Source organism: Halioglobus sp. HI00S01, assembly GCF_001635445.1.
Taxonomy (GTDB): domain Bacteria; phylum Pseudomonadota; class Gammaproteobacteria; order Pseudomonadales; family Halieaceae; genus Halioglobus; species Halioglobus japonicus.
Map to the genome: position 1 here is coordinate 185,834 of NZ_LWEE01000215.1, position 12,074 is coordinate 197,907.

Annotated in this window: 13 protein-coding genes; 2 read left to right on the plus strand and 11 right to left on the minus strand. The window is 61.4% G+C overall.

Annotated features, from left to right (window positions below; translation table 11 throughout):
• Nucleotides 1-3: 3 nt before the first annotated feature.
• The 11 genes from tatA to A3709_RS16830 all read right to left on the minus strand — a co-directional run bounded on the left by tatA (nt 4) and on the right by A3709_RS16830 (nt 10,736).
• Nucleotides 4-204 carry a twin-arginine translocase TatA/TatE family subunit gene (gene tatA, locus A3709_RS16780; protein WP_066057171.1) on the minus strand — a complete coding sequence of 67 codons (201 nt, stop codon included), beginning with the start codon at nt 202-204 and terminating at the stop codon, nt 4-6.
• Between the two features lie 22 nt (nt 205-226).
• Complete coding sequence (locus tag A3709_RS16785; protein WP_066057174.1) at nt 227-565, minus strand: phosphoribosyl-ATP diphosphatase; 339 nt, start codon at nt 563-565, stop codon at nt 227-229.
• Nucleotides 566-702: 137 nt separating this feature from the next.
• Entirely contained in the window at nt 703-2,346 is a 1,644-nt protein-coding gene (gene ubiB, locus A3709_RS16790; protein WP_066057177.1) for a ubiquinone biosynthesis regulatory protein kinase UbiB, read from the minus strand.
• Between the two features lies 1 nt (nt 2,347).
• A complete protein-coding gene (locus tag A3709_RS16795) occupies nt 2,348-2,998 on the minus strand; it encodes an SCP2 domain-containing protein (RefSeq protein ID WP_066057181.1) in 651 nt (216 codons plus the stop codon).
• A gap of 1 nt (nt 2,999) precedes the next feature.
• Nucleotides 3,000-3,749, minus strand: coding sequence for a bifunctional demethylmenaquinone methyltransferase/2-methoxy-6-polyprenyl-1,4-benzoquinol methylase UbiE (ubiE, locus tag A3709_RS16800; RefSeq protein WP_066057184.1), 750 nt, complete (start codon nt 3,747-3,749; stop codon nt 3,000-3,002).
• A gap of 57 nt (nt 3,750-3,806) precedes the next feature.
• A complete protein-coding gene (locus A3709_RS16805) occupies nt 3,807-4,196 on the minus strand; it encodes a gamma-butyrobetaine hydroxylase-like domain-containing protein (protein WP_066057186.1) in 390 nt (129 codons plus the stop codon).
• Between the two features lie 2 nt (nt 4,197-4,198).
• On the minus strand, nt 4,199-5,521 hold the full coding sequence (hslU, locus tag A3709_RS16810) for an ATP-dependent protease ATPase subunit HslU (RefSeq protein ID WP_066057189.1): 1,323 nt from the start codon (nt 5,519-5,521) through the stop codon (nt 4,199-4,201).
• A gap of 3 nt (nt 5,522-5,524) precedes the next feature.
• Nucleotides 5,525-6,082, minus strand: a complete 558-nt coding sequence (gene hslV / locus A3709_RS16815) for an ATP-dependent protease subunit HslV (protein ID WP_066057192.1) — start codon at nt 6,080-6,082, stop codon at nt 5,525-5,527.
• Nucleotides 6,083-6,175: 93 nt separating this feature from the next.
• Nucleotides 6,176-6,757 (minus strand): SPOR domain-containing protein, encoded by a 582-nt coding sequence (locus tag A3709_RS16820; RefSeq protein WP_066057195.1) that lies wholly within the window; start codon nt 6,755-6,757, stop codon nt 6,176-6,178.
• A gap of 3 nt (nt 6,758-6,760) precedes the next feature.
• A complete protein-coding gene (gene argS, locus A3709_RS16825; protein ID WP_066057198.1) occupies nt 6,761-8,446 on the minus strand; it encodes an arginine--tRNA ligase in 1,686 nt (561 codons plus the stop codon).
• A 100-nt stretch (nt 8,447-8,546) separates the two neighbouring features.
• Entirely contained in the window at nt 8,547-10,736 is a 2,190-nt protein-coding gene (locus A3709_RS16830; RefSeq protein WP_066057202.1) for a primosomal protein N', read from the minus strand.
• A gap of 205 nt (nt 10,737-10,941) precedes the next feature.
• Here A3709_RS16830 and rpmE point away from each other — a divergent pair, with 205 nt between their 5' ends.
• Both rpmE and A3709_RS16840 read left to right on the plus strand, forming a co-directional pair.
• Nucleotides 10,942-11,160 carry a 50S ribosomal protein L31 gene (rpmE, locus tag A3709_RS16835; protein ID WP_066057205.1) on the plus strand — a complete coding sequence of 73 codons (219 nt, stop codon included), beginning with the start codon at nt 10,942-10,944 and terminating at the stop codon, nt 11,158-11,160.
• A 10-nt stretch (nt 11,161-11,170) separates the two neighbouring features.
• A complete protein-coding gene (locus tag A3709_RS16840; RefSeq protein ID WP_197484258.1) occupies nt 11,171-12,004 on the plus strand; it encodes a thermonuclease family protein in 834 nt (277 codons plus the stop codon).
• The last annotated feature ends 70 nt before the right edge of the window (nt 12,005-12,074 follow it).

Genomic DNA, 12,074 nt, shown 5'->3' on the forward strand with positions numbered 1-12,074 from the left:
GGCTTACTTGTCCTTGGCTTCTTCTTCGGTCGCGGCCTGCTCCTGCGGGTCCGCCTTGTCGTCCTCAGACATGCTGCTGCGGAAGCCTTTGACGGCACTGCCCAGGTCTGAACCCAGCGTCCGCAGGCGCTTGGTGCCAAACAACATCACCACAATGGCGAGGATAATGAGCAACTGCCATACACTGATACCACCTATACCCATGACTAACTCCCGTTATCTTGCGTCAATCTTGTTGCTCGGATCTGCCGGCCTTTTCGTCCAGGCCTGAGATACCGAATCGTTGTGCCAGGCAATCCATAACTTCGCTGTGATCAACGTCCAGCTGGGCCATGGCGACCATGCTGTGAAACCACAGGTCGGCCACTTCTCCGACAAATTCGCTGCGGCTGCCACCCGCTTCCAGGTCCTTGGCCGCGAGAATGACTTCGGTGGCCTCTTCGCCCACCTTTTCGAGAATCTTGTTCAGGCCTTTGTGGTACAGGCTGGAAACGTATGATTCATCCGGTGCGGCATTCTTGCGTTGCTCCAGGGTGGTGGCTAATTCAGCCAGTACATCGCTCATGCCTGCTTTCCTACCTTTGCTGCCGCTGGTGTTTGCCGTTAGCAGCGGTCCATGTTTCTCGTATCACGTCGAATTTCCGGAGGCTGATGTCACCCCTTCCGGAGACGGTGCAACATTATGGCACAGGGTGCGCGTTGTCACGACTCCTGCGGCCACAGCAGAGCCAGGCCCAGGGCCGCCAGTAACCAGGTGGCCAGCGGGGCCTGCAGAAGCTGATCCCAGGCGCTTGGCACAGCCATTAATGCGGCGGCGCCAACGGCAAGGCCAGCAACGATGTAGCGGCGTTGGCGCTGGACGGATTTGTGGGCGGCCTGCTGAATTTGCTGAACGTGTTGCTGCTGTGCGTCGAAGCGTTGCTCGAGTTCCCGGGTGTGCTGCAGGTTGTCCATGACGACATCGGGTAACTGCGGGAGTTGTTCCAGCCAGGAGGGTGCGTGGCGCTGCAGCCGGCGGATGACCGACTGGGGGGAATAGCGCTGTGCCACCCATTCCTCGAGGAATGGCATGGCGGTATCCCACAGATTGAGTTCGGGGTAGAGCTGGCGGCCCAGGCCCTCGATATTCAGCAATGTCTTCTGCAGCAGTACCAGTGAAGGTTGCACTTCCATGTCGAAGCGACGCGCGGTGCGGAACAGGTAAATCAGTAGTTCCCCGAAGGAAATTTCGCTGATCGGGCGCTCAAAGATGGGTTCACATACCGCGCGCATGGCGGATTCGAAATCCTGTACCCGGGTGTGTGGCGGTACCCAACCGCACTCCACGTGCAACTGGGCCACTTCGTGGTAATCGCGGCGGAAAATGGCCAGTAGATTGCGAGCGAGGTAGTACTGATCTGACTCCGACAGCGCACCGATAATGGCACAGTCCACGGCGATGTAGCTGGGATCGGCCGGGTCGGTAGCGTCAACGAAAATGTTGCCCGGGTGCATGTCGGCGTGGAAAAAGCTGTCGCGCAGCACCTGGGTGAAGAATATCTCGACGCCGCGCTCGGCCAGCACTTTCAGGTCGACGCCGCGCTCGCGCAGTGCGGCCATGTCAGTGACAGGAATGCCCGAGATGCGCTCCATGGTGAAGACGTCACGACAGCTGTAATCCCAGTAAACCTTCGGCACATAAACCAGGTTGCTGCCCTCGAAATTGCGCCTGAGCTGGGAGGCATTGGCGGCCTCGCGTCCGAGGTCGAGTTCGTCGAGAATGACCAGTTCATAGTCGTTGACCACCTCTACCGGCCGAAGCCTGCGACCATCCGGGACATGGCGTTCAACGAGCCGGGCCAGGGTATACAGCAGCGCAATGTCCTGGCGAATCACCGGCTCAATATCGGGGCGGACCACCTTGACCACTACCTCTTCGCCGCGGTGTAAGGTGGCCGCGTGTACCTGGGCGACGGAGGCGGATGCCATTGGGGCCGCTTCGAAGCTTGCGTACAGCGTATCGATGGAGCTCCCCAGTGCGGATTCGATAATGGCCAGGGACTGCTCCTGGGGGAAGGGCGGCACATTGTCCTGAAGGCGCGCCAGTTCATCGGCAATATCTTCCGGGAGTAAATCCCGACGGGTCGATAGCATCTGGCCGAACTTGATAAATACCGGGCCGAGTTCTTCCAGGGCCTTGCGCAGGCGTTCTCCCCGCGACATGGCCGGGCTGGGGGTCAATCGCCAGGGTGATAGTTTCAGGCCCCAGCGCAGCGCCCGGGGCAGGCGCTCGGTATCGATGAGTTCGTCGAGCCGATAGCGTCCGACCGTGCGGATAATTTTGGTCAGACGCAGGACGCGGGACATGTCAGTTGCGCTCCCTGGCCGCCGTTGCCAGTTTGCGCTTAGCACGCGCGATGCGAGATTCCAGACGCTCTACCTGGAGCGCGAGCTCCTGTACATCGCCATAAAAATCTTCCAGCTCAAGTCGTGGTGGTGCCAGCCGTGCTTCCTCGTGAATAAATTCGCCTAGCTGGCGTTCGAAGCTCGTGCCGGCCTGTTTTCCCCAGGTAAATCCGGCGCGCAGCAGCTCGGCTAACTGGTGACCGGCGACATCGCCCATAGCATCTACCAGGGGCGCTTCCCAGTCCAGGTCGAGGCTGGCGAGTGCGGTTTGCAGCGCAATGAGCGGAGCGCTGTCGCCGTGCAGTTCGAGCTTGCTGTTGATCAGCGTGGCTGCCGGGTCGGCGGAGGTGGCCAGTTCGGCAAAGTCACTGGCCTCGCCGGTGATGCTGGTGGTGACCGGGCCATCGTAGATGCCCATAAACTGCAGTTCGCCGGCGCGCGGCTGCAGGTAGATGTCGACCAGTGGCGCCGTGCAGTGCAAGGCAAAGACAGCGTCTTCCAGTGGCGCAAGCGTCGCCGCCGCCTCCGGTGCGAGCGCGAGCGCCCGATTGGCTGCGGCTTCCAGCGCGGCCATGCCCGCTGTGTGAATCGTGGGATTAATCTCCCCGGTCATCTCAGGCCTTAATACCCTTGTGCAGGGCGACGATGCCCCCCGTCATATTGTGGTATTCGACCTTGGCGAAACCGGCGTCTTCCATCATGTCCTTGAGTGTGTCCTGGTCTGGGTGCATGCGGATTGATTCGGCCAGGTACTGGTAGCTCTCGGAATCTCCGGCGACCAGTTTGCCCATGAGCGGCAGTACCCGGAATGAATAGGTGTCATAGGCCTTGCTGAGCAGTTCGTTGTCCGGCTTGGAGAATTCCAGTACCAGCAGGCGTCCGCCGGGCTTTAGGACTCGCAGCATGGAGCGCAGGGCGGTTTCCTTGGCGGTCACGTTGCGCAGGCCAAAGGCAATGGTAATGCAGTCGAAGCTGTCGTCCGGGAAGGGTAGGAACTGTGCGTCTGCCTGGACAAATTCGATATTGCCCTGGTGGCCGGTATCCAGCAGTTTGTCGCGACCTACTTTGAGCATGGAGTCGTTGATGTCGGCCAGTACCACGCGGCCTTCGTCGCCAACAATGCGGGAAAATTTCGCCGCCAGGTCGCCGGTACCGCCAGCAATGTCCAGCACGCTGTGGCCTTTGCGCACCCCGGATAACTCGATGGTGAAGCGTTTCCAGATACGGTGAATGCCACCTGACATCAGGTCGTTCATCAGATCGTAGCGCGACGCCACGGAGTGGAATACGTCTGCCACCATGCCGGCCTTGGCATCGGTGTCGACTTCGCGGTAGCCGAAGTGGGTTTTCTGTTTCTCGCTCATGAATCCTCCTGAGTGCCGGGCATTGTACCTCGATAGCACCGGCGCCGTCAGTGGTCACTAGAGTTCGAGCTTGACCACCTGTACATCGGGATCGCGGCTGGCGCCGGCCTCACTCAACTCGTCCAGGTAGGTCTGCCATAAGTGGTCGCGATCGCGGCACAGTGTGTGCAGGTAATCCCAGGAGTAGAGACCGCTGTCGTGACCGTCATCGAAGACCAGTTGGAGCGCGTAGTTGCCGACCGGGCGGATAGCCGTAATGGCCACATTGAGCTTGCCGACCTGCAACACTTCCTGGCCGGGGCCGTGGCCTTTTACTTCGGCAGAGGGCGACATTACCCGCAGGAACTCACAACTCAGGCGAAAGCTTTCACCCCCGGGGTAGGAAAGTTCCAGTTCCCGGGAGCGGGTGTGTAGTTGAATGCCCTCAGGGCGCGTCGCGTCGTCCATGCTTAGAGGATAAAGCGCGACAAATCTTCGTCGGCGCTCAGAACTTCGAGTTTGTCGCTGACGTACTGCGCGTCGATGATCAGCGGTTCGCCTGACAAGCCGGCATCCGCCGCGCCAAACGATGCTTCGTCGAGTAGGCGCTCCATAACGGTATGCAGGCGTCTTGCGCCGATGTTTTCGGTCTTCTCATTGACATGCCAGGCTGTCTCGGCAATCTGGCGCAGGCCGTCCGCGGTGAACTCAATGTGCATGCCTTCAGTTTGCAGGAGTGCCTGATACTGCTCGGTCAGCGAGGCGCTGGGTTCGGTGAGGATGCGTTCGAAGTCCTCAGGTGTCAGTGCGTTCAGTTCCACGCGTATTGGCAGGCGACCCTGAAGTTCGGGAATCAGGTCCGATGGTTTGGCCAGATGGAAAGCGCCCGAGGCAATGAACAGGATGTGATCTGTTTTAATCATGCCGTGCTTGGTGCTGACGGTTGAGCCTTCGATCAGCGGCAGCAGATCGCGCTGGACGCCCTCGCGAGAGACATCTGCGCCGGCGCCTTCGCTGCGCTTGGCGACCTTGTCGAGCTCATCGATGAATACGATGCCGTTCTGTTCGGCTGCATCAACAGCCTTTTGCTTGAGCTCGTCCTCGTTAACCATTTTGGCCGCTTCCTCGTCGCACAGGGCGGCAAAGGCGGCTTTCACCGGCATCCTCTGGGTTTTGCTCTGGCCCTTGGACATATTGGAGAACATGCTCTGCAGCTGGTTGGTCATCTCTTCCATGCCGGGAGGCGCCATGATTTCCATGCCCATGGACGGAGTATTGACGTTTACTTCGATTTCTTTCTCATCCAGATCGCCCTCGCGCAGCTTTTTACGCAGTAACTGCCGGGCATTTTCCCCGGTGCTGCCTTCCTTGTCCCTGGCGGGTGGCAGGAGGATATCGAGAATGCGTTCCTCGGCGGCTTCTTCGGCGCGAAACCGTACCCTGGTCATTTCCTGCTCCCGCAGCATCTTGATGGAGACGTCCACCAGGTCGCGAACGATGGATTCCACGTCGCGGCCCACGTAGCCTACCTCGGTAAACTTGGTGGCTTCGACTTTGACAAAGGGCGCGTTGGCCAGCTTGGCCAGGCGGCGAGCGATTTCGGTTTTGCCAACACCGGTGGGGCCGATCATCAGAATATTCTTGGGGGTGATTTCTGCCCGCAGCTCTTCCGGCAGCTGCATGCGGCGCCAGCGGTTGCGCAGGGCAATGGCCACTGCCCGTTTGGCCTCGTCCTGGCCGATAATGTGTTGGTCGAGTTCCGAGACAATTTCCCGGGGGGTCATATTGGACATGGGTTACGCCTGGTTGGAATCGCCGCAGTCGAGCTCTTCGACGGTGCGGTTGTGATTGGTGTAAATACAGATGTCGCCGGCAATCGCCAGCGCTGTTTCCACGATTTCCCGGGCCTCGAGCTCGGTGTTGTCGAGTAGCGCACGGGCGGCTGACTGGGCGAACGGACCGCCCGAGCCGATGGCAATGAGGTTGTCCTCGGGTTCGATGACGTCGCCATTGCCGGTAATAATGAGCGATGTTTCCTTGTCGGCGACTGCCAGCAGTGCTTCCAGTTGGCGCAGAGAGCGCTCTGTGCGCCAGGCCTTAGCCAGTTCGACAGCCGCCCGTACCAGGTGGCCCTGGTGTTTCTCGAGCTGCGCTTCAAACAACTCAAACAGGGTGAATGCGTCGGCGGTGCCGCCGGCGAATCCGGCGATAACCTGGTCTTTATAGAGTCGGCGCACTTTGCGGGCATTGCCCTTCATCACGGTATTGCCAAGGGTAACCTGGCCATCGCCGCCAATGACGACTTTACCGCCGCGGCGTACCGAAAGAATAGTTGTGCCGTCTGGTTGTTTCACGGTGAATCTCCTGCTGTGGTCAGCTGGATATGGGGGTGAACTGTACCCAGTTCAAGGCGCTAGAGTCATTTGAATGGCGGGATACGCCTGGGCTCAGCTGCTGCGCTTGAGCACCAGGGTGTCGATGTTTTGTGCAGCGGTGAGGCTGCGAGCCTTGGACATCTTGGAGCGTGTGTCGAAGGGGCCGAGATAAACCCGGAACCAGCGCCCATTGTCGCCGTTGCTCTCGCGGACATTGGGCTCGAGGCCGAGTAATAGCAGCTCTGCCCGGCGCCGGTCGGCGTCTTCACGCTGGCGGAAGGAGCCGGCCTGGAGCAGGTAGTATTCGGAGGGGCTGGTTGTCTCGGTCACCGGCTTGGCAGGCTCTGGTGCCGGCAGGTCCTCTTCCATGCTCTGCTCGGGCAACATGGTGTAAAAGTCGAAACGCGGCTTGGGCGGCTCCTGGCTGTCGGTGCCAGCGGTGGGTTCCGCAGCGGACGCCGGCCCGGTTGACCCAGTTGGTGGCAAGGTGCCCAGGTAGAACAGCAGGCTCAGGAACATGCCAGAGAGCAGGCCTGCGCCATACCACTTGAGGCCGCTGACCAACCCGCCCCCGGATTTCTGGGCGGGTTGCTTCTTGCGCGCGGGGGCCTTTTTGCGGGTGCTGCCTTTTTTCTTGGCGAAATCCTGGGCCATGTTTTACATGCTCTCCGGTGCCGATACGCCCAGCAGATCCAGGCCATTGGCAATCACCTGACGCACTGCTTCGCTCAGGGCCAGGCGAGCGTTGCGCACCTGGGTATCTTCAACCAGGGTCTTGTGGGCGTTGTACCAGGCGTGGAAATCGCCCGCCAGGTCCTTGAGATAATTGGCTACGGTATGTGGTTCGCTGTCACGGGCCGCGTTGGCGACCACTTCCGGGTAGCGGTCGAGGCGCCGCAGCAGGGCCGTTTCGTGTTCTTCCTGTAACTGGTCGAGGTCGGCGAGTGCCGCTTCCCGGTCCCAGCTGCCGCCTTCTTCGGCGAGCTTGCGCATGATGGAGCAGACACGGGCGTGGGCGTACTGGATGTAGTACACCGGGTTGTCGTTGCTCTGTGACAGTGCCAGGTCAATATCGAACGTGAGTTGTGAGCTGGGCCCGCGGGCCACCAGGAAATAGCGTGTGGCGTCGCGGCCCACTTCGTCGATCAGGTCGTGCAGGGTGACATAACTGCCGGCCCGTTTGGAAATTTTGACTTCCTCGCCGTCGCGCATCACGGTCACCATCTGGTGCAGTACGTAGTCGGGCCACCCGGCCGGAATGCCCTTGTCCAGGGCCTGCAGGCCGGCGCGCACGCGGGTTACGGTGCTGTGATGGTCGGCGCCCTGTTCATTGATGACCCGTTCGAAACCGCGCTGCCACTTGTTCAGGTGGTAGGCAACGTCCGGCAGGAAGTAGGTATAGCCGCCATCGGTTTTGCGCATCACCCGATCTTTGTCGTCGCCAAAATCCGTTGTGCGTAGCCACAGCGCGCCACCGTCTTCGTAGGTGTGGCCCTGGTCGATAAGGCGGGCGACGGTCTCTTCCACTGCGCCGGATTCGTACAGTGAGGACTCGAGGAAATACAGGTCAAAATTGACGGCGAATGCCTTGAGGTCGAGATCCTGTTCGCGGCGCAAATAAGCCACAGCAAACTGGCGGATTGCTTCCGTATCGGCGGGGTCGGTCGCGCTGGTGACATGTTTGTCGGCCGCATCAACGGTTTCGCCCGCAAGATATGCCTTGGCCACGTCAGCAATATAGTCGCCGCGATATCCGTCTTCGGGCCATTCGGGGCTCTCCGGGCTCAGGCCCTGGCAGCGCGCCTGGACCGAGCGGGCCAGGTTGTCGATCTGGGCGCCGGCGTCGTTGTAGTAAAACTCGCTGGCTACGTCCCAGCCCGTGGCGGCCAGTAGTCGGCAAATACTGTCGCCGACTGCTGCGCCACGGCCGTGACCGACGTGCAGAGGGCCGGTGGGATTGGCGGACACAAATTCCACCTGTACCCTGCGGCCCTCGCCGGTGTTATTGCGGCCAAAGGCCTCGCCCTGTTCGAGCACCTGGCGGACGACCGCGCGGCTGCTGCCCTGGGACAGGAAAAAATTGATAAAGCCGGGGCCGGCAATCTCAGTGCGATCGAGAATATCGGAGACAGGCAGTGCCTCACAGATCAGCGTGGCCAGGTCCCTGGGCTTCATGCCGGCGGCCTTGGCTAGAGTCAGCGCAATATTACTGGCCAGGTCACCGTGGCTTTTGTCTTTGGTGCGATCAATCTGGATGCGAGGGGTGGTGTCGGCCGGGAGCTGTTGCTGCTCGACCAGTACCGCCAGCGCCTGTTCAATCAGCTGGGAGATTTTTTCCTTCATTGCGGGGGAGATTACCTGCGTGTATTGGTTCTGGCGCCGCGATTGGCGCAATGGGCGTATTATCGCCGCTCGCGGCGCCGAAGGCCAGACACAGGTGGTCTTAGAACATGTCCTGGGGGTCGATGTCGACCGACCAACTGAGATTGCGGGCCACTTTCTGGCGCTGGGCGATACTGACCAGTAGCCGCGCGGCCCGGTGAACCTGGGCTCGCTCGCCGCCGTGAATCAGCAACTGGGCCCGGAACCGACCGGCACGGCGCTGCATGGGGGCGGGTAGCGGGCCAATCAGGGCTACGCCGGCGGGCATCTGACGCTGGGCGCTGTGACGCAGTGTCTGCAGGAAATGTTCGCCCTGGCGGGCGTCGGTGCAGTCGCTGCGCAGCAGGGCGAGGTTGCCCGTCGGTGGCAGGTTGCGCTCTAAGCGCTCCGCCAGCATGGCCAGTGCTTGCTCGTGATAGGTCTGGCTCAGGGTGCCCTGCAGGCACGGATGCTCAGGGTGGTGGGTCTGGATCAGTACCTGGCCACCGGTGTCAGCGCGGCCGGCGCGTCCGGCCACCTGGGTCAGCAGTTGGGCAGCGCGTTCTTCACCGCGAAAATCGCCGCTGAATAACAGCGCATCCATGTCGATGACGCCCACCAGGGAGACCGCGGGGAAATGGTGGCCCTTGGTAAGCATCTGGGTGCCCAGCAATATGCAAGGCTGGCCTTCATTAACCTGATCGACCAGCGCCTGCATGGCCTCCCGGCCCTGCATGGAATCGCTGTCGACGCGATACAGGGCGGTGTCCGGGAATCGTTGCCTTAGAAACTCTTCTGCTTGCTCTGTGCCCACTCCCTGGGTAAGTAATTGCTCACTGCGGCACTGTGGGCAGCTACCCGGCAGTGGCTCGCTGTGACCGCAGTGATGGCAGCGCAGACGGCGCTGGCGGCGATGCAGCGTCAGGCGTGCGTCGCAGTGGTTGCAGTCGGCGATCCAGCCGCAGTCGTGGCACTGCACGGTCGGAGCAAAGCCGCGCCGATTGAGAAACAGAAGGGACTGTTCGCCCCGGGCCAGTGTGTCCCCCACGGCCTTGACCAGGGCTTCCGACAGGCCGGCCTGGAGCGGCTGACGGCGTACATCCAGAACGGTGAGTTGGGGGAGCTCGCCGCTACCGGCTCGCTTGGTGAGGCGGTGGNGNTGATAGCGGCCCTGCAGCGCATTGTGCAGGGTCTCCAATGAGGGCGTGGCACTGCCCAGCAAGACCTGGCAGCGCTCGAGCTGGCCGCGCTTTACCGCCACATCCCTGGCAGAATAGCGGAAACCGTCCTGTTGCTTGAAAGAGCTGTCGTGTTCCTCGTCGACCACGATCAGGCCGGGATCGACCAGGGGGGTCAACACCGCAGAGCGCGTGCCAATGACTATCCGTGCGATACCGGTGCGCGCGGCCTCCCAGGCCCGCTCGCGCTGGACCTCGCCGAGGCCCGAGTGCAATACGGCGATATCGGTATCAAAGCGCTGCTCAAACCGCGCCAGGGTCTGAGGCGTGAGCCCAATTTCCGGAATCAGGACCAGGGCTTGCTTGCCCTGGGCCAGGCAGTGGGCAATCAGCTGCAGATAAACCTCGGTTTTGCCCGACCCGGTGACCCCCTCGAGCAGATGGCAGCTGAACCCCTCTGAGGTTGCTATCAGTGCCTGTAGCGCCTGCGCCTGTTCGTTGTTGAGCGCCAGGCCCGGTCGAGCGCTGGCGTGGCAGTGGGCGGGAGATATCTCGCAGGGTTCTACCAGCCCTTTGTCCTGCAGGGATTTCAGCGCCGGGCGTTTGATGCCTGCGACGGCCAATTGCTGGCTGCTGGTGGGGCCTTGCTGGCGCAGGGCCGCAAGCGCCTCTGCCTGACGCGGCGAGCGCCCCAGTGCGCCCTCGCCCAGGCCCTTGCCCTGGGTGGTTAATTGCCAGCCGGGAATAGTCAGGCCGCGGTGCGGGTTGCCTTTGCGCAGGCGGGTGGGGAACGCCGCCGCCAGGACTTCGCCGATCGGGTGCTGATAGTAGTCGGCGGCCCACTGGCAGAGTTTCTGGAGGGTCTTCGGTAGCAGTGGTTCCGGATCCAGCAGCTCGCTGGCTTGCTTGAGCTCGAAATCGGTGGATTGAGGATCTGCCATGACTTCCACCAGCACGCCGCAGAGCTCGCGGTGGCCAAAGGGAACGCTGAGCCGTTGCCCCGGGCGCAGCTGCGCCGATTGGCTGCCTGCCGGCGGCAGGTAGTCGAACAGCGCGCGCAGGGGCGTTGGCAGGGCCAGACGCAGTATGGTCACGGTTGGGGGTCGTCCTGGGGTCAAAACGCCAGTGTAACAACCGGTTGCGTACCCCGCCAAAGGCGACCGCAGTGGCGTGAAAACGGCCAATATTGAGTACTTGCTAATCGGGCAGGGTCTGGTAATATGCGCGCCTCTTTTTCTCCAGCAACCGGATGCGGTGCCCGACAGGGATCGGGTGGCGGCATCATTAAGGAGCTATACAATGCAAGCTGAAATACATCCCAAGTACGAAACCGTGACTGCTACCTGCAGCTGCGGTAACAAGATCGAAACTCGCTCTACCCTGTGCCAGGACCTGCACATCGACGTGTGCTCCAAGTGCCACCCGTTCTTCACAGGTAAGCAGAAGATTGTTGATTCCGGCGGCCGTGTAGACCGCTTCAAGAAGCGTTTTGGCAGCCGCGGCACCAAGAAAAGCTAAGCGTCAAAACGTGCTGCGCTTCGTCGCAGAGCAGAAAAAGCGCCGACTCCCCGCGAGTCTGGCGCTTTTTTTATGTCTGGCCGTCAGTGCTTGCGATGGCGCCGGGAGCCCCGCAGGCAGCGCCTCGACAGCGGTCGCGCAGTGCGCTGCAGATCCCGCGACCCTGCGCAAAGCCGCGGTAGAACATGTCTACGATGGCGACACGCTACGGTTGCGCGGTGGTGAGCGTGTTCGGCTGGTGGGGGTGAACACGCCTGAGCGGGGTCGAGATGGCGCTGCCGATGAGCCATTCGCTGAAGAAGCCCGGCGTACCTTGCAGGACCTGACCCGTAACGGCGAGGTTTGGTTGGCCGATGCTGCCCAAGCACGGGACCGCCATGGGCGGCTGCTCGCCTATACCTTCGATGCCCAGGGCAATAGCCTGTCGGCCCAGTTGCTTGCCCAGGGCATGGGCTTTCACGTTGCCATCGCTCCCAATACTGCCTACGCCGATTGTCTGGCAGTTGCGGAGTCAGGGGCGCGCGCTGCCCGGCGGGGTGTGTGGGGTGAGCCTTTCTATGCGCCGGTGCGCATGGCCGATCTCGGCCCTGGCGACGGTGGATTCAAGCGGGTCCGCGATGTGGTGACCCGGGTGTCCTTCAAGGATAACGGCTGGTGGGTGCAGCTGGGGGGCAAGTTGGGGGTCAAGATAGCTGAACCGAACCAGGCGGCGTTTAAGCGGTCTGAGCTGAGGCGCCTGGAGGGTCGGGAAGTCGAAGTGCGCGGCTGGCTGGTGCCCAGGGACGGTGGTTGGTGGATGCTCACCCTCGGTCATCCCGCGATGCTGGAAATGAATCCTTCGTAGCGTAAATTATCACCTTGTGGCAGTAGCCGCTTTTCATTATTCTCTCACTCCTTTTTTTCGGGGATACTCC

Bases quoted from the DNA above. Each gene is read 5' to 3' on its own strand.
- tatA (WP_066057171.1), bottom strand. From the start codon at position 204: ATGGGTATAGGTGGTATCAGTGTATGGCAGTTGCTCATTATCCTCGCC.
- A3709_RS16785 (WP_066057174.1), bottom strand. From the start codon at position 565: ATGAGCGATGTACTGGCTGAATTAGCCACCACCCTGGAGCAACGCAAG.
- ubiB (WP_066057177.1), bottom strand. From the start codon at position 2,346: ATGTCCCGCGTCCTGCGTCTGACCAAAATTATCCGCACGGTCGGACGC.
- A3709_RS16795 (WP_066057181.1), bottom strand. From the start codon at position 2,998: ATGACCGGGGAGATTAATCCCACGATTCACACAGCGGGCATGGCCGCG.
- ubiE (WP_066057184.1), bottom strand. From the start codon at position 3,749: ATGAGCGAGAAACAGAAAACCCACTTCGGCTACCGCGAAGTCGACACC.
- A3709_RS16805 (WP_066057186.1), bottom strand. From the start codon at position 4,196: ATGGACGACGCGACGCGCCCTGAGGGCATTCAACTACACACCCGCTCC.
- hslU (WP_066057189.1), bottom strand. From the start codon at position 5,521: ATGTCCAATATGACCCCCCGGGAAATTGTCTCGGAACTCGACCAACAC.
- A3709_RS16820 (WP_066057195.1), bottom strand. From the start codon at position 6,757: ATGGCCCAGGATTTCGCCAAGAAAAAAGGCAGCACCCGCAAAAAGGCC.
- argS (WP_066057198.1), bottom strand. From the start codon at position 8,446: ATGAAGGAAAAAATCTCCCAGCTGATTGAACAGGCGCTGGCGGTACTG.
- rpmE (WP_066057205.1), top strand. From the start codon at position 10,942: ATGCAAGCTGAAATACATCCCAAGTACGAAACCGTGACTGCTACCTGC.